At 61.2% G+C, this 16,428-nt stretch carries 19 protein-coding genes and 1 tRNA gene; 5 read left to right on the top strand and 15 right to left on the bottom strand.

The features are described from left to right. Positions 1 to 6: 6 nt before the first annotated feature. Together ACX80I_RS12575 and ACX80I_RS12580 are read right to left on the bottom strand one after the other, a co-directional pair. A complete protein-coding gene (locus ACX80I_RS12575; protein WP_459345461.1) occupies positions 7 to 1,218 on the bottom strand; it encodes an MFS transporter in 1,212 nt (403 codons plus the stop codon). Between the two features lie 10 nt (positions 1,219 to 1,228). After that, positions 1,229 to 1,666, bottom strand: coding sequence for a MarR family winged helix-turn-helix transcriptional regulator (locus ACX80I_RS12580; protein ID WP_459345462.1), 438 nt, complete (start codon positions 1,664 to 1,666; stop codon positions 1,229 to 1,231). A gap of 158 nt (positions 1,667 to 1,824) precedes the next feature. On the opposite strand from ACX80I_RS12580, the gene ACX80I_RS12585 reads away from it, so the two are divergent. After that, positions 1,825 to 2,265, top strand: a complete 441-nt coding sequence (locus ACX80I_RS12585) for a DUF6314 family protein (protein WP_459345463.1) — start codon at positions 1,825 to 1,827, stop codon at positions 2,263 to 2,265. Positions 2,266 to 2,273: 8 nt separating this feature from the next. Here ACX80I_RS12585 and ACX80I_RS12590 read toward each other — a convergent pair whose 3' ends face one another. Further along, positions 2,274 to 3,440 (bottom strand): acyltransferase family protein, encoded by a 1,167-nt coding sequence (locus tag ACX80I_RS12590; protein WP_459345656.1) that lies wholly within the window; start codon positions 3,438 to 3,440, stop codon positions 2,274 to 2,276. Positions 3,441 to 3,518: 78 nt separating this feature from the next. On the opposite strand from ACX80I_RS12590, the gene ACX80I_RS12595 reads away from it, so the two are divergent. After that, positions 3,519 to 3,959 (top strand): hypothetical protein, encoded by a 441-nt coding sequence (locus tag ACX80I_RS12595; protein WP_459345464.1) that lies wholly within the window; start codon positions 3,519 to 3,521, stop codon positions 3,957 to 3,959. A gap of 142 nt (positions 3,960 to 4,101) precedes the next feature. Here ACX80I_RS12595 and ACX80I_RS12600 read toward each other — a convergent pair whose 3' ends face one another. Continuing rightward, the gene (locus ACX80I_RS12600; protein WP_459345465.1) at positions 4,102 to 4,305 is read right to left on the bottom strand and encodes a hypothetical protein; all 204 of its coding nucleotides are present in this window, start codon (positions 4,303 to 4,305) and stop codon (positions 4,102 to 4,104) included. A 226-nt stretch (positions 4,306 to 4,531) separates the two neighbouring features. Between ACX80I_RS12600 and ACX80I_RS12605 the strand changes: the two genes are divergently transcribed. After that, on the top strand, positions 4,532 to 5,041 hold the full coding sequence (locus tag ACX80I_RS12605) for a hypothetical protein (protein ID WP_459345466.1): 510 nt from the start codon (positions 4,532 to 4,534) through the stop codon (positions 5,039 to 5,041). Between the two features lie 22 nt (positions 5,042 to 5,063). On the opposite strand, the gene ACX80I_RS12610 is transcribed toward ACX80I_RS12605, so the two are convergent. The 9 genes from ACX80I_RS12610 to ACX80I_RS12650 form a co-directional block, all read right to left on the bottom strand. Beyond that, entirely contained in the window at positions 5,064 to 8,177 is a 3,114-nt protein-coding gene (locus ACX80I_RS12610; RefSeq protein ID WP_459345467.1) for a matrixin family metalloprotease, read from the bottom strand. Further along, the gene (locus ACX80I_RS12615; protein WP_459345468.1) at positions 8,177 to 8,569 is read right to left on the bottom strand and encodes a hypothetical protein; all 393 of its coding nucleotides are present in this window, start codon (positions 8,567 to 8,569) and stop codon (positions 8,177 to 8,179) included. The genes ACX80I_RS12610 and ACX80I_RS12615 overlap by 1 nt, the downstream gene beginning before the upstream one ends. A 188-nt stretch (positions 8,570 to 8,757) precedes the next feature. Beyond that, on the bottom strand, positions 8,758 to 9,165 hold the full coding sequence (locus tag ACX80I_RS12620; RefSeq protein ID WP_459345469.1) for a phage terminase small subunit: 408 nt from the start codon (positions 9,163 to 9,165) through the stop codon (positions 8,758 to 8,760). Positions 9,166 to 9,763: 598 nt separating this feature from the next. Further along, complete coding sequence (locus ACX80I_RS12625; protein WP_459345470.1) at positions 9,764 to 10,009, bottom strand: hypothetical protein; 246 nt, start codon at positions 10,007 to 10,009, stop codon at positions 9,764 to 9,766. Positions 10,010 to 10,077: 68 nt separating this feature from the next. Further along, positions 10,078 to 11,043 (bottom strand): hypothetical protein, encoded by a 966-nt coding sequence (locus ACX80I_RS12630; protein ID WP_459345471.1) that lies wholly within the window; start codon positions 11,041 to 11,043, stop codon positions 10,078 to 10,080. A 598-nt stretch (positions 11,044 to 11,641) separates the two neighbouring features. Beyond that, a complete protein-coding gene (locus ACX80I_RS12635; RefSeq protein ID WP_459345472.1) occupies positions 11,642 to 11,818 on the bottom strand; it encodes a hypothetical protein in 177 nt (58 codons plus the stop codon). A 262-nt stretch (positions 11,819 to 12,080) separates the two neighbouring features. Beyond that, positions 12,081 to 12,590 carry a hypothetical protein gene (locus ACX80I_RS12640; RefSeq protein ID WP_459345473.1) on the bottom strand — a complete coding sequence of 170 codons (510 nt, stop codon included), beginning with the start codon at positions 12,588 to 12,590 and terminating at the stop codon, positions 12,081 to 12,083. Positions 12,591 to 13,347: 757 nt separating this feature from the next. Beyond that, on the bottom strand, positions 13,348 to 13,659 hold the full coding sequence (locus tag ACX80I_RS12645; protein ID WP_459345474.1) for a DUF6907 domain-containing protein: 312 nt from the start codon (positions 13,657 to 13,659) through the stop codon (positions 13,348 to 13,350). 89 nt (positions 13,660 to 13,748) lie between these two features. Further along, positions 13,749 to 13,943, bottom strand: coding sequence for a helix-turn-helix transcriptional regulator (locus ACX80I_RS12650; protein WP_459345475.1), 195 nt, complete (start codon positions 13,941 to 13,943; stop codon positions 13,749 to 13,751). 99 nt (positions 13,944 to 14,042) lie between these two features. On the opposite strand from ACX80I_RS12650, the gene ACX80I_RS12655 reads away from it, so the two are divergent. Both ACX80I_RS12655 and ACX80I_RS12660 read left to right on the top strand, forming a co-directional pair. Further along, positions 14,043 to 14,666, top strand: a complete 624-nt coding sequence (locus ACX80I_RS12655) for a hypothetical protein (RefSeq protein ID WP_459345476.1) — start codon at positions 14,043 to 14,045, stop codon at positions 14,664 to 14,666. Next, entirely contained in the window at positions 14,653 to 15,780 is a 1,128-nt protein-coding gene (locus ACX80I_RS12660; protein ID WP_459345477.1) for a site-specific integrase, read from the top strand. Before ACX80I_RS12655 ends, ACX80I_RS12660 begins: the two co-directional genes overlap by 14 nt. Positions 15,781 to 15,851: 71 nt before the next feature. Here the strand turns inward: ACX80I_RS12660 and ACX80I_RS12665 are convergent. Continuing rightward, a tRNA-Tyr gene (locus tag ACX80I_RS12665) sits at positions 15,852 to 15,933 on the bottom strand. Positions 15,934 to 16,021: 88 nt separating this feature from the next. Continuing rightward, a complete protein-coding gene (locus ACX80I_RS12670; RefSeq protein WP_459345478.1) occupies positions 16,022 to 16,426 on the bottom strand; it encodes a hypothetical protein in 405 nt (134 codons plus the stop codon). Between the last annotated feature and the right edge of the window lie 2 nt (positions 16,427 to 16,428).

Here is a 16,428-nt window from a genome sequence, read left to right on the forward strand (position 1 = left end):
CCGCTCCTACCCGCCGACCTCGGCTGCGTGCGTGAGCGAGACGCGGCCTGCGAGGATCACGGCTCCTGCGACGAGCACCATAACCGCGGCGACGGCGTAGGTGGCCTGCGGGTTGAAGACCTCCGCCAGCTTCGTCGCAGCGAAGGGTGCGAGCGCCCCTCCCATCCACCGGACGAAGTTGTAGCCGGCGGATGCGACGGGCCGCGGCGAATCCGAAACACCCATCGCGAGCTCCGTGTACAGGGTGTTGTTGATGCCCAGCAGGGCGCCGGAGATGATCACCAGCACGACGACGGCGGTCACCGAGCGCTCTGCGGCCAGGGCGAGGCCCACGAGCACGAGGACCAGGGCCGCGAGGGTCAGGAGCAGCACGCGGGTGGTGCCGAGCATGCGCTGCAGCGCGGGTGCCACGAGGACCGAGAAGACCGCGACCATGAGGCCCCAGCCGAAGAACACGGCACCGATACCGTACGCATCCATCCCCAGCACGAAGGGTGTGAAGGCGAGGATGGTGAAGAACCCGTAGTTGTAGAAGAGGGCGCTCGACGCCGTGGTGCGCAGGCCCCTGTGCCCGAGTGCGACGAGCGGGTCCTTGAGCGATGTCGTGGTGGCGGGCCGGGGCATGGCGGGCAGCAGGATGGTGAGGGCGAGGAACGCCGCGGCCATGAGCACGGCGGTGCCGAAGAACGGCGCACGCCACTGCCAGCCGCCGAGGAGCGCACCGAGCAGCGGGCCGAGTGAGATCCCGAGGCCGAGGGCCGCCTCGTAGAGGATGATCGCTGTGGCGGTACCCCCGCTGGCCACGCCGACGATGACGGCGAGCGCGGTGGCCACGAAGAGCGCGTTGCCAAGGCCCCAGCCGGCCCGGAAGCCGACCAGGGTGGCCACGTCACCGGACAGGCCCGAGAGCGAGGCGAACACCACGATCAGTCCCAGTCCGAGCAGCAGCGTCCTCTTTCCGCCGATGCGCGAGGAGATGAAGCCGGTCACGAGCATCGCCACGGCCGTCACGAGGAAGTAGCTCGTGAACAGCAGCGACACCTGGCTCGGCGAAGCGTCGAGGTTCTCGGCGATGGCGGGAAGGATCGGGTCGACGAGACCGATGCCCATGAAGGCGAACACGGCCGCCAGGGCTGTGGCCCACACGGCTCTGGGCTGCCGGAAGAAGGACTGCTTCTCCTCGGCAAGGACCGATGCGGGCTGCGCGTGGGTGGTCACTCGGGTACTCCTAGGCGGTGTGGTTCAGTTTCTCGATGATCGGCAGGGCGGCCGCGAGCGTGGCGCGGTCCTCCTCGTCGAGCTGGTCCAGCAGTGCGGCGACGCGCTCGTTACGGCGCCGGCTGGCGGCCTCCCAGGCCGCCCGGCCCTTGTCCGTGAGCTGGACGAGGACACCCCGCGAGTCGGTGGGATCCGGCTGCCGGAGGACGAGGCCGGCCTGTTCGAGCTTGATGATCTGCTCGGTGGCCGAGGGGACGCGGATGCCGAGGTTGGCGGCGACACGGCTCACCCGCAACGGTTCCTCCGCCGCCATGCTGAGTGTGCTCATCTGCATGGTGGTCAGCTCCCCGTCGCTGTCCATCGAGCGGCTGAGGTACACGGCGTGGCGCAGGGTGGTGCGGAAGGACTGCGCGAGGGCCAGCAGGGGCACGTCGGTGGAGGGACTCATAGTTAGGTAGCCTAACATTCCACCGAGGGCGCGGCAAGCCGACGTCAGGGCAGGACGGTGTCGGGACAAGACGTAGCCGGGACAGGACGTAGCCGGGACAGGACGTAGAGTGCCAGAAAGCGCCGACGTGGCGCGGAGGACCGAGGGGAGGCAGCGGGGTGGCATCGAGCGCAGTTCTCCCCGTCGTCGACCCGCTCGCCTTCCTCGCCGGCAGCTGGTCGACCCGCCGCCACCTGCTGGACCGTTCGAGCGGCACGGAAGGGCTCTTCGCGGGCATCACGACCTTCACGCGCGACGACGACGGACTGCGGTGGGACGAGGAGGGCACCGTGTCCTGGCCCTCCTTCCAGGGGCCGGCCTCCCGCTCCTACCGGGTCACGGCCCAGGGCACGACGATGGCGATCCACTTCCCGGACGGACGGTTGCTCTGCCGCCTCGACCTCCGCAGCGGCAGGGCACATGACGAGCACTGGTGCTCTCCGGACACCTACCTCGTCGACTTCCGGATCCCCTCGTTCCGCACCGTCGAGTACTCCTGGGACGTCACCGGACCGGCGAAGGACCATCTGCTGACGACGACGCTCACGCGCCAGGACTGAAACCTCGCTCAGGCCCTCGCCCGGCGGAAGCCTTCGGCGTGCTCGCGCGGCCTGGCTTTCAGCGCCGGCAGTTCGAACAGCAGGTTGACCGAGGCGTGCTCCCTCGTCGAGTACATCCAGGCGAGGCCGAGCGGCACCCCGACGCCCCCGAGGAGCAGCAGGGGGAACACGAACCACTCCCCCGTCAGTCCGAGGCCGTCGGCGAGCGCGAGCATGATCATGATCGGTCCCAGGTGCGCGACGTAGAAGACGATCGAGTAGCGGCCGACGAACTCGAGGGCGCCCGTCGCCCAGGTGGGTCCCAGCCGAGGGAAGAGCCAGCAGGCGACGACCAGTCCACCCAGGACTCCCCAGGCGTACTCCGTGCGATACAGGACGTTCCGGTCGACCACGTTGAACACACCCACGGCGGCTGCGGAGACCGCTCCCGCACCGAGCAGCCAGGGATTCGCTCGAGCCCGTTCCAGGAGCCGGGGATGCACGGCGCACCAGGCTCCCAGGAAGAAGAACGCAGCGAGGAAGGCCATCGTCTCGGGCCGGCTGCCGTCGGGCAGCACCAGCGAGGCCACCAGGCCGACACCTGACGCGACGATCGGCGAGATGCGCCGCAGCGGGTAGGCGAGCGCGTAGAAGGCGAGGATGAACCAGAGGTACCAGAGGTAGGTCGGTGCGAGGTAGAAGATCTGCGCCACGCCACCGGGACTGAGATCACCGGTCGCCGTCAGGATGATCAGCGACCACAGGACATACGGCCACGCGACCAGGGAGACCTTGCCGGCGAGGTACTCGCGCCATGGTTTCGCGACCGACCGCGGCAGCAGGATCCCCGAGAGGAACATCAGGACGGGCATCCGGAAGGGCTCGAGGAAAAGGTTGAACCCGTCGATACCGGCGGTGGATCCTCCGGCGATCCGGAGGGACTCCCCCGCGTGCAGCACGACGACGAGGAGGATGGCGACGCCGCGCAGGCTGTCCAGCCAGCCGATCCGCGGCCCGGGCGTAGTGCTGATGGCGGCCTCCCCACTCGAGACGTCCTGAGCATGCGTACTGAAGCTTCGTGGACGACGCCTCCGCGGATGGCCCCGCGGCCAGGATGAGTGGACGAGATCGATGACGGAAACAGAAGGGCCCGCTCCATTGGAGCGGGCCCTTCCTTGCTGTGGCAGATGAGGGATTCGAACTCTCTTTCATACCTTGTGATAGCTCCAAATCCCAGTAAGCATGCGGAATAACATCACGTCGAATAACTGAGAATGAGTACCGATGTGGGCAAAGTGTGGGCACGATGTGGGCAAGCCCTAGCGGTCGAGGGCAACAGAGAAGCGTACAACCCATCGTTCATACTCGCCCTGCGGATCGCTCTCGAGGAACCGCCATCCGTTCCTCTTGATGAAGGCCTTACAGGGTTCGTTGTTGGGCCGCACCTGGGCGACCAGCGTCAAGCTGTTGAATCTGTCAGCCGCCCGAGCGACCCCTACTACATCTTCTATAGTTTTGTCGTAGGTCATCTGCGCGATGCCAGAGCGTTCAAACAACTTGTGAGTTGCCAGAAGATAGATATTCGCCCGATGATGGCCGTCTGCCTCAACCGCCATCCGATACGACACCACGGACTGGATGAAGGAAGTTTCCTCATGCACCCGGAGGAGGATCTTCCGTGGCGGTTTGTGCCTCGGTCGAAGGTTCCGGATTAGCCCCTGGACCTCAATGGCATAGGCCTCTGGGTGGTCTCGGCGAAGGTGGCGCGACTCGCTGCGAGGCATAGGAGCACAGCAAAAACTATGCAGATACTGCCGATGCTCGAAGTCGGCTTCAATCCAGACGTACACCCAGTAGCTATCGCCTGGAGATCACGAAGGATGGCTCGACAAGCCTCGTCTTGGCAATGAACTCAGGGTCATCGGAGAAGGCATCGATGGCGCCCGCATACTCGTCGAAGATCGAGTCCGTCGAGGGATCCTCGGTGGGTGTCTCATGAGTGTGACCACAGGGTAGGAAGTAAAGCGGGAAGTGGGCATCAGGCCAACTCTCGTCTTCCATGCAACCACCTCCAAAGTCGTAATGTGACGTTACAGCGTGCAACATCCGAAAGCTATGACTTGCGTCACACTCGCAGGGTCTTCCAAGTCTCATCGCGTTCAGTGACCACGTCACTACCGCTTGTTAGGGTGGCGATGAGGCGGTGCAAGTCAGGTCCCACGTTTGCCCCCTGGTGTGGGCAGCCCCCTTCAGGGGTAGGGCGAAGTAGGGTGCATGGAACACTTACGTGAGCGGCAGCATTGCGCTTAGGGTCGTACGCAACTTCGACAGAACGGACCGGCCAAGGATGTTCACCAACGAGCAGTGGCTCACCCTCCTCGACACCCTCACGGCTCGCACTGCCCTCGGTGAGCTGGAGTGGGAGATAGACGAATTAAACGATGGGGTGGCGGTGTACGGTGCCACACTCGCGGAGATGCGGCTCGCCATCAGCCCGAAGGCTGAGTGGTCCGGCGCGATCGAACTGACCATCGAGGAGAAGGCTTCACCAGAGGACGAGAAACCTACGAAGGAGGTTGGTCGCCTTACCTGGGAGGACCTGAGCGAGGAGGAGAGCCTGCCCGAGACGGACAAGCTCTTCGGGCTCTACGAGCTGATCGGTTTGAAGGCCGTCGAAGCAAACGAGAAGTTTGCCGCGATGATTCGTGACGACAAGTTCCTCACTTTGATGAACGCTCTTTCCGACAAGGATCAAGTTCGTCAGATCGGAGAAGTAGGGCCCGGCGCTTCGATGTAGCGGCGGGCCCTACCCTGTTCCTCTAGGCGATTACCATCCCGCCCATGCCGGCCATCGTCTGCGCCCGGCGACGCGAGATTTCTTGTGCTCGAGCTAGCTGTTCGGGATCGAGCCCGACGGGCCCGTAGTAGTTGTTGACTACCCCGTCCCCACCGCGCCCGCTGCTTAGCTCCCGCATCTCACGGTTGGTGAAGATGTACTCAGGCTTCCTGGTCTTGTTCTGCACCAGGAAAGGACGCCCACCGTTCGTTGGCAGGACCCCACCGTTGTCATAAAGCGTCGGAGCCATGGCAGCACCACCACCAAAGAACCCCTTCACCTTCTCGAACACATTCCCGGCGATGTTCTTGATGCCGTTCTTAATGTCCGTCACCATTTTCATAACTTGCTCGATCCCCGTCTTAGCCAGACCACCAGCAGCATCAACGAACATGTTCGAGCCCGGGAACCTCTTCTTAATGGCACCCATCAGCCCATCAATGAGACCCTCAAACGGGTTCTCAGAACCCGCACGACCAGTGCCGCCCGGATAGAGCGACTGAAGGTTCCGAATATCAACGGCTGTAGGCGTCGAGGCCATGTTCGCCAGGTTCGGCTGCATAATCGACCGCGACGAGTTGTGAGGCAGGCCCAGCGCGTGCCCGATCTCGTGAGCCGCAACAGTCCGACGCTGAGCAGCCCCAAGACGAGCAGCCCACGAAGGCGACATGTCAATGTTCGTCCCAGTCGTATAACCAAGGATGTTATTGCCACGCTCAAGCGACGACACATAACCCTGATGCTTGCCAGTACCAACGCCGACCTTCACGCCAGCCGCACCATTCCACAGGGCAGCGGCACCACGGAAGTTCCAGGCACCAACACCCGGGCCTTCCTTCAGGTAGTAAGCCCCGTGACGCGCAATAGCATTCGCGTTACCCGTGAAGAAGCCACCCATGTTGCCCTCGCCCACGGACGCGGCACCACCACGAACCGCAGCATGAGCCATGCTCGCAAGGCGTTCCTTGCCCAGAGCTGCGGTCTGTTCCTTCGTGAACACGTACTCGCCCTTGTGGACGATGCCCGCAGGATCGTACTTCCGCCCGTCACCCGTGTAACCGCCGTTGGCGAACCCGGGAGGGGCCTTAAGTGGTTTGATGTCGACGCCCGGAATGTCATTGAAGCGGGCGATCAAGCCCTCATTGATGAACTTGATAACCGCGACGACAGGCTCGCGAACCTTAGCCTTGATCGCGTCCCAAGCCCTGCCGATACCATCCTTCGCAGCCTCGAAAGCCTTCGGAAGTGCAGTCTGCACCGCCGACTTCAACAGGTCGAACGTGCCCCTGATCTTGCCCCACGCGTCACCAATCTTGTCCCGAATCGCCGTGAACGCCAGAACCGCAACATCACGGAAGAACTCGAACCGGGAACTGACAGCAGATAGAACAGCGGCGATAGTCGGCAAGACGTAGGTCTGGAACCACCGAGCAACCCCACCAATGAACGTCTTGATGGCGCCCCAGACGGTCTCGACGATCTGACGGCCGATCTTCGTTTGCGTGAAGAAGTACACCAACCCCGCAACCAGCCCAGCGACCGCCATTACGACAATCCCAATCGGGTTAGCTACCAGGGCACCATTCATCAGCCACTGCCCAGCAGCAGCAGCCTTAGCGGCAACAGCCTGAGCCTTAGTTGCCAGAATGTGCGCGTTCGTCGCAACCGTCGTAGCCAAAAGCCGGACTTGGTAGGCAGCCCACACGCCGCCGGCCACCGCCAGAGTCGTCATCAGTGCGTTCATGCCAGCCTCAGAGCTGGTAATCCCACCGACGAAGCCGGCAAGTACCGTCAGGACACCCGAAATGATCGGGGTGAGGATCTGCATCGCGACGACGAGCCCGTCAGCGATTACCGCGGTGAGCTGACCGGCGATAACCGCCAGTTGCGCGATGATGCTTGAGACCTGAGGTAGGACCGGAAGCAATGCCTGAAACACCAACTGGACCGGTGACAGCGCCATCAGGAGTGCCACCAAGGGCGGGCCAAGCTGCGTGACAACCGGCAGGACGCCCTCGAGGCCCTGACGGATCTTGAACGCAGCCTTCTCCATGAACCCGGGCAGCCCCGAAGACGTGACCTCACCGTCGTTGTACTTCCAGGCAGCACCGAACGCCCTGATCGAACCGATGCCCTCGTTGACTGCGAGCCCGAACCCCTTGGAAGGATTCAGTCCAATAGCCTTCACCAAATCAGGGGTCAGCCCACCACCGCTCAGGACGCCCTGGAAGGCAACGACCTTGTCGAGAATCCCGCTCACGCCGGACACCGCGCCGATGGCCGCTGTGCGCGCCGCGGTGAAAGCCGGCGCGAGGACGGATCCGAATTTGGCGGATAGGTCAGCCGTTTCAGCGGTCAGGGTCTTGGCCACGTTGGCGGTGGAGTCAGATGTCCGCGCAAAATCGCCCTGAGCATCCGCCGTCTGCTTCAGGATCAGAGCTTGAGCAGCAAGCGTCTTATTCTGCGGTGAGAGCGCCTCCTTAGTCGACGTGATGAGCCCCTGAGCAAGAGCCTCATTCTTCAGCGACGCATCATCGAGCATCACACCATACGCACGGATCGGCTCAGTCTCACCACGCAGAGCCGCACCAATAGCCTCGATTGCCTGCTCAGGACTCGTGCCCTTGAACGACGCCATATCCGCGGCGAGTTGCGTCTGCTCAGTGGAGAAGTCAGCCAGAGCCTGCCCACTGAGCCCGGCAGCCTTACCGTACGTGCCGAAGGTGTTCGCAGCATTAATTACCTGCTGCTGCGTCAAGCCCATCGTTTTCGAAGCAGTCGCCGACTGCTTGATGATCGAGTCCATGTTCTTGCCAAAGACAACACCAGCAGCAGCCGAGCTGTCCTCAAGCTCGGAGAAACCAGCAACAGCGTCCTTGGCGAAACCCGCAATAGCCCCAGCGCCAAACACCGCCAGAGCGGGCCCAGCAACCTTCTTGAACGTGTCAGCGAACCCAGAGCCAAGATTCTTGCCCATGGCAACGCCGTACGAGCCGGCAGTCTTCTCAGCCCCACCAAACTCCTTATTGATGGCCGTCTGCATACCCTTGAAGGAGGGCGTGACGCTCACGAATGCGTGAGCCAGTTCAACGGCCATCAGGCAGCCTCCCCAATGGGGCGGACAGGCTCCCACGAACCAGCAGCGGCCTTATCTGACCACTCCGGCTCCCAGCCCTCACGGAAGAAATCGAAGTCCTCAGAATTGAGGCTCGGGAACTTGCCGTGCTGGCCCAACTCCCCCGTCAGCACTGCCTCCACCGACCGCGCGAGCTTCCGATCCCCGGCAAACGTCACATGCTTCCGACCCGGACGCAGCAGAACCGACACCAGCCCATAGCCGCCCTCACGAGGCGGCAAACCCCAGGCTTCGTGATCGTTGGTGTACTCGTACCCGACGCACAGGCTCGCCCGATACAGCGGGCCAACCGCCTTCACCAGCCGCTTAGCCATCGACTCCAGGAAAATGAGCCGCTCTCTTTTTGATTCCAAAACAAAACTCCTTAAACAAGAAACGCACTCACCGAATGGTGAATGCGTAAAGCAATATGAGGCCCAATTAGACCTATTAATGGGTAAAGGCGATCAATGATAGACACACCTGACACACCCCCGGTAGGAAATGCGACTAGCCGTAGAGAGTCGCATAACCCCAGGGGAAAGGGGCAAGGAGGAGGGGGTCAAAGATCCGCGTAGAGCTTCTGATAGTCATGCAACGCAGTCACCGACGCGACACCTTTAGACGCTTCGTCAATCACCCACTGCAACCGCTTCATAGCCATAGGCGACAGCCCCAACCTGTCCTCGAGCTGACGTGCTTCACCCATCAGCGCAGCAGAGGCTTCGGGCTTCTCGCACGCCAGAACGATGTCCGCGTAACGGGCAACAACCCGTGTCCAGCCCAGAGCTTCCCAAGCCTCAGCCTGAGGTGTGGCCCAGAGCGACGCCCAGAGCCGTGCCTGCTTAGCTGAGGGCCTACCAATCGGCCATTCGGGGGCAGCACCCTTACGCCCATCAGCGGGCAGCAGAGTCCAACCTGATCGTGCATTCTTACGTCGTGCAAATGGGTTAGGCGCCGGTCCGGGCATGCCAAAACCTCCAATATCTGTCTAATTGGCCGCGACCTGGGAACCCGTACCGGGCCCGCCACGCTAAGCCGAAAGGTGTCCTGTGCGACCGGGGGAAAGGGCCTCCCCGTGGGGGGCCTAGTTGAGTCCGGGGTGTCGCATGGGTGGGCGTTTGCGGGAGACAGCACGGCGGGCCGACTGTGCTTCCTGCATCGTCTTCTGATGGTGGTGATCTGCGCAGAGCCATTGCAGGTTGCCCATGCTGTGATCGTCACCGGGCTTTATGTGGTCACACTCATTGCCAGGGTCAAGGCATCTGATACCTGCTGTTACCCATTGGCATTGATTGCCTGCTCTTTGCTTCACCTGAGCCCGTAATGCGCGCCAATTGGACGGCAAACGGGCTGCACGGTTCGTATTCCAAGTCATTAGGCTTCCGTTTCACGTGGACCAAATAGCTCGGGGGGATATCTTTCGCTAGGCAAAGGGGGCGAAATTGAGAGGGTTCGGGCAGGGGGTCCACGAGGTACGGCCATCCCCTTTCCCGCCCTCTCGAAAGGCACCACATAGGCACAGTGCCTTTCTCACTCATGCCCGATTTTCCACACGGGGCAATGGGTCAATCCCCGCCCGAACCGCCCCTAAGCGCCCTGATAAGAGTGTTCTCACGGCTGTTGCGGATCATTGAGGGAATGTCGGTGGTGCGCACTGAGGCGCGGGCCCTGTTCTTGCCGACGATTGCCGATGACTCGAATCCTGGGCCCGCGGCAGCCGCGATACGGTCAGCCCTCTTCTTCACTTCATCGAGCATTGCCTGAGAGCGCAGCAGCTCACGATAAGCGGCAGTGTTGTGTTTGATCTTCATTGTTTGTCCTGTCAATGATTGAGGGGCAGGTGAGTTGCCTCACCCGCCCCTCAAAGAGTTGCTATGTCCTACGCAGCCTTGCGAACCTTCCGTGCGCCCTTGTGCAGGTACGCGGCAAGCTGGTCCTCCGCGTGCTGTGCGGCGTCCGTGTCACCGATGGCCTGGAGGTAGGCACTGATGTCTTCCCATGCGCCAGCGTTGGACCCGATGCCGTTCATCTGGACGGCACGCTCAGCGGCCTGGACAACGGCAACAGCGTCCTCTGGGTGGCGCACGGTGAACTGTCCAGCAGTGGCAAGTTCCTTGTACCACTGGGTCTTGTCGGCACCCTGAGGCACGATGTCCCCGCCAAGAATCTGCCGGTAGGACGATGCCGGGACTGCCGTGTACCAATCAGCCAGGACGGGGCCAGCTTGACCACTACGCATAGCGGTGAGGGATGACTGGTGCCGAACGGTCACCATTTCGGGGTCAACCGCGGCGGGGTCTTTGAAGAACGCGCCGAGTTTCACGGTGGGCAGAAAGTTGTTCGCCAGGAACGGGCGGCTGACGGTGCCGTATGCAGCTACGAGAGCATCAATATCGGCGGTGAGCTTCTGGGCTTCCTGCCATACGTCGACCTTGTTAGCGGCGATGGCCTGTTCAGCCGTGGCCGGCACGTTCTCGAGGGCGGCAAGCCTGGTAGTGGCCGCTTCGAGGCGTTCGCTGATGCCTTCGAGCACTTCATCAATGACCGATTCTTTGAAGGTGTCGAACTGGGTTGCGGTCTGCTGCACGGCGCGGTGCAGGACGGTCACCTCAGCGGCCTTATTCAGACGACGCGCCTCAGCTTCACGGAGCTTCTTGAAGACTGGCTCAAGATCCTTGCCAGCGGCAGCAGCCTTGATGAGGTCGCTGATCGCTTCGCCCTGGAGGACGCCGGGGTTCTCTGTGTCAGCGTTCCGCTTCGTCATGTAGGTGCGGAGTCCTTCATGAAGGTTCTGAGCTTCCTTGTAGCCGGGGATGTTCGCGTAAATCTCGTCAAGTACGGTCATGGTTATTCGTTTCCTTTGGTTTGTGCGAAAAGTGGGTTCTGGATTTCAAGTACGTTGACCAGCTCTAGAGCAAGCCGGTTAGCTTCTGGGATGGTGATGACGAAACGGACCCTAGAACCGGAGAGAAGTCCCACCCCCAATTCCTGCCTACCTGTTTCGGGGTTAGACAGCAGCGCCCGCTTGAAAAGTAGGGCCCGTGATTCCCTGAGGTTCAATTCGTAGAAGTCGGGGCGTGACTCAAACATCAGCCGAGACCTGCTTTCCGTTAGCCAGGGCTCGAGCCTTCCAATACGCCGTCTGATCTACCTGGTGGAGAAACTTCTCACGGTAGATGAATGACTGAGCGGGCCAGTCCCATGCCTCAATTTGTCGGGATGAATAGTCATAAGCCATGACTTACTTCTTTCTCTTACGTCTGTCTGCGTTGGTGGCGGCTGAATCACCCGTGCGGTCCTTGTAAAGGATCCGCTTGTGGTAATCCGATTCGGGCGTGTTGTTCTTGAGGGCTTGAAGTTCCTGGTTGTATCGCTCAGCCAGCCCTTTCCAATAGCGGGCGTGGCTCTCGTGATACCGGGCCAGTTCTTCCCACGTAGGGCGACTATCCACGCGGTCTGATGCTCAGCAGCTCAGCCTCTAGGCGTTCGCACTTATTGCGGTAGAAACGTGCCTCACGGTTTTTGAGCTGTGCTTTTTCCAACCACTCGCCGGCGATCACTATGAGTTCTTCGCGGCTGAATGATGCAAGAAGATTCTTCGAGGCTGGGCGCTCAGTCATGCGCTTACTTCCTTCTGGGTCTTTGTGCGTATCGAGTCCCGGGCCAATCGCTCGAGGCGTTCCCAGGGTTGGAGTCCGCGCCGTGCGTAAAGGGCTCTCACGAGCCTCAGCAGGTACGGGGAGGGCTCGGTGTGCGGGACGGATACGACGTGCTTGAACAAGAGGGCCAAAGCCTGCTCCGTGCCAAGTTCAATTCCTCGCCAGTTTTTGCAGAATCCACAGAGAACAACCGTGGTGCACGAAGACTCGTCAACCGCGAACCTCACCACGGCGGGGGCGTCTCCGCGTCCTGCATCGGCGTCTCGGGGAACTGATCCCAGTACGTGTCACGCTTAGGAGCTGTACCGGGTCTCAGCCACATATCCGAAGGGCGTTTCTGGTCCATCGGATAGTCGTGCTTGACGAGGAAGCCATGGGCCTCAGCGATAGCCCAGTGCCGCTGGATCGTCCGCGTAGTTGTGCCCAGAAGGTTAGCTAGATGAGCTTTGCTGACCTGGAGATGCCCCTCACGATTAGCAAGGTCGTGCATCACTGTCAGCGTGAACTTCACGGGCCCAGAAAGGTCCGCCGCGTCGAGAGCATCAGTGAAGTTCTCCGCGGGCAGAATCACGGGTGCTGTAGCTCGACGGCGGGCGCGTTCGGTAAGCCGCTTCCACTCATTGAAGGTCAGCCACGACGCGGCCTGAGCGTAATGCGCCGGCAGCATTGACTTGTACGTCGTCTCGGGCCTTGCCTTGCCCGACGTTCGGTTGTCCGGTATTGTATAAAGCACGGGTAGCCCTCCATGAGGGGTATCTAGCACCTAGGGATCAGCGAACAGTCCCGGTGGTGCGGTTCAAAATTGAATGGCACAAGCCGGTTCCCACATGAGATTGCAGTCTCGGGAACTGGCTTTTGCTTTGCCTATACCAGTTTAACACGGGTAGGGCTACAATCCGGCACGAATACGGCCAGAAAGTTGAAAAAACTTTATTTCTGTGTTATAGGCCACGAATCCTCCTGTCAGCCGGCAATGTCCCCAGCACGTCCCCTTCCCGTCCTCTAGGCTGCTTTTCCTCAGCACCCCCGCCTTCGTTCGCCGTGATTGTCCGCGTTCACCTGCCACCAAACTGATACGGCCTGGAACCTTCGAGGGCTGGGAGCAAAGTCAAAAGCGACCGACGCTCCGCGTCTATCCCTTAGCTCCGCTAGCGCTCCACTAAGGGATGGACACAACTTCATTCCTCTGGTCATCATCGGGTTTTCCCGTGAGTCACCAGGACTGTGGTTGGGAGTTCGAGAGGTCACCTTGTGTAGTTATCTTCTTAGGGAGACATTTTTGCCGTTTGTCTCAGCATGTGGACAATTCTTGTCTCGCATGTCAGACCGGCTGAAGTAGACCGGAAGGAAATCCGACTTTGCCTAGGGAGTCGGCTGACGGGGTGCGGCTGGCGTGAAGGGGTGGGGGTGCATCTCCTTCCACCGCCTCTGGGATTTCGCTCCCTAGGCACTGCGACATATCTCTCTAGGTGTTTTTTCCAAAGGGCCCTCTACCGTGCCCCAGCCGTATGAGCCAGCCTGACGACGCTCTCAGCGAAGGCCAGGGCTTCTGTCGGGGTCATTTTCATCAGGTCTTCTGAGCTGATGTTCAGCAGGGTCTGACCCTCCGCGCCATGTTCGAGGTAGGCATTTATTGCGGCCGATTCAGGCATGCCGGCTAGCTGTTCCATCTGGACGGTAGACATCTCCGTCTGGTGGAGTTCGGACCAGCAGGGTTCTGGGTCCTCGAGATGCTGCGAGTGATCGGTGATGCACCATTCGGGGCAAGTGAGCGTAGGGGTGGCGGTGGCCGTGGTGGTCATAGTCGTGCTCCTTTGAGTGGTTTGGGTTGCTGCTGCTGTGAATCGGAGCCGGCGGTCTAGTCGGATCCGCTGTTCATCAGTGAGTGTCATTACGCCGCTCCTGTCTGGTTGTGCGTGTTGGCATCCAGCCACTGAGTGACATCGCTCTTGCGATATCTGACGGCCCTGCCGCCCATCTTCACGAAACGGGGGCCAGTCCCCCTGTAACGGTGCTGCGCCAGGTTCGCTGTTGATGTACCCAAGAACCGGGCCAGCTCATCTGGCTTCATCAGCTCCTCATCCATGCTCAGTCCTCACTACTCGATATTTCGAACCTTGTGAGATGAGCAAAGCACTCTCGTGATCGGGTGTCAAGTCTCGATATCTCGTGTACTGTCGTGGTCATGGAGCCGTTGACTGTTGCGGAGGTCGTAGGCGCGAACCTCAAGGAGATGCGGGCTCAGTACGACATCACTTTGGCCGAGCTTTCTCGCTGGCTGAGGTTCGCGCTGGGCCTGAACTGGTCTACCGGACGACTCGCTGACGTCGAGAGTGGACGAGGAAGTGCGACTGTCCAAGTGGTCCTCGCGTTGTCCCTGGCCATCTCAGACATATCCGGGGAGGAAGTGCCTCCAGGGCATTTCCTCATAACCGACAAGCCCGTTGTTCTTGGTCCAACGATGACGTTGGTCGGACCCGTGCTGCGTGAGGTTTTTGACGGTGAGAAGCTTTCGCTTGAGATTGACGATCTGCATCGCGGTCGTGAGCGCGAGAGCGAAATCGTCAACAGGGCCCATCGTGGTCTGCTTCCCCCTGCCGATCAGTGGAGCCTGACGGATGAACGGGCGGCGAAGAAGCTTGGAATCTCACGCGATCAACTGACGCAGCGGTCTTTGCGTCTTTGGGGAGTGCTTTTGTCGGAAGAGGTGAGGCGACAAGCGAATCCCGATGACTCTCCTCAGAAGAAGGGACGTTTGACCCGCGTCCTGATGGAACAATTGCAAGGGGTGTCTGATGGCGACGATTGAGCCGTATGAGACGAGCGCCGGCAAGCGCTATCGCGTCCGATACCGGAAGCCAGACCGAACGCAGACCGACAAGCGGGGCTTCAAGACCAAGCGTGACGCCGAACTGTTCCTAGCGTCCGTTGAGGTGTCCAAAGCTCGCGGGGAGTACATCGACGCGACTGCCGCACGTGTCACCGTTGGTTCACTGGCTGAGGCATGGCTGAGCCGTCAGAGCCATCTAAAGCCCTCGTCGTATCGTCCGGTAGCTACGGCGTGGAGAGTGCATGTAGAGCCCGTATGGGGCGGCACAGCGGTTTCTGAGGTACGCAAGACGGCAGTGCAGCAGTGGGTTTCGGACCTGTCGCGCGGGGACTCATCAGCCAACCCCCCAAAGCCGCCTAAGAGTGCCACGGTTGTCATGCGGGCCTATGGAGTGCTGGCGTCCATTCTGGATGACTGCGTGGACGATAGGCGCCTTTTGTTGAACCCTGCTCGAGGCGTAACACTCCCCCGGAAGAACAAGAAGCCACATATCTACCTCTCGCACGATCAGGTTCACGCGCTTGCCGGGGAGAGTAAGTACCCGACGCTGATCCTTGTGTTGGCCTACTGTGGCCTGCGGTGGGGTGAAGCGGTTGCTCTGCGGGTGAAGGACCTAGACATGCTGAAGCGCCGCATCCTCGTGTCGGAGAACGCCGTGGAAGTCGCGGGCCGGATTGAGGTCGGCACTCCGAAGAACCATAAACGCCGGTCAGTGCCCTTCCCGAGATTCCTTGCAGAACGTCTCGCTGCACAGTGCGAGGGCAAGTCTCGAGATGAGTTGGTGTTCCCGGGTGAGAATGGCGACTACCTGCGATCCACGAGAGTCCAAGAGGATCGCGGCGGGTGGTTCTCGGGTGCTGTGAAGCGTTCCGGCATCCCCCGCATTACACCGCACGACCTGAGACATTCCGCGGCGAGCTTCGCTGTGGCGTCCGGGGCGAACGTGAAAACCATCCAACGGATGCTCGGTCATAGCTCCGCGGCGATGACGCTTGACGTGTACGCGGACCTGTTCGACGGGGACTTAGACGAGGTTTCAGACGCCCTAGATCGCGCTGTCTCACAAGCGAGTGTGGGCAAAATGTGGGCATGAGCCCGAACGCTTAAACACAAGAGGCCGGTACTTCCCCTACTTCTAGCGGAAGTACCGGCCTCTCCTTGCTGTGGCAGATGAGGGATTCGAACCCCCGTAGGCGTTGCCAGCTGATTTACAGTCAGCCCCCTTTGGCCGCTCGGGTAATCTGCCGAACGTCTTCGTAGGAAGACCGCCCGCAGCAAGCGCGGGCAAGACAACTTTACAGACAAACTGCTCCAGTGACGAATCGGGCGGAGCATCACAGCCCCGCGGCCACCCTGCGCTCGATCTGGACATAGAATTTGTCGGCCTGTTCGGGCGTGACCATCCGCAGCAGCACCGCCCGGTCGAGGTCAGCGCGGACGCCTGCGAGCCGCTCCGCCGAGGAGGTCGCTCCGTTTGCGGTGACCGTCGATGCGGCGTTCGGTGACGACCCCAGGCGGAGTCCGAGGATCAGGTCGCGGGCCTCGTAACCGGAGGAGTCCAAGGAGTCCGCATCGGAGGAGTCCGCGGAGTCCACGCCGGCGGCCACCGCCGGCGGAAATGCGAGCGCGGGCGCTGCGGCAAGGCCTGTCACAGACGCCGCCGCTGCCGCGGCGAGGAAGGATCCTGCCACCGCCCTGCGGAGGCGGACCCGGTAGCGGCGGCGTGGCGTCGTGGACATCG

It is taken from the genome of Arthrobacter rhamnosi (assembly GCF_054510855.1).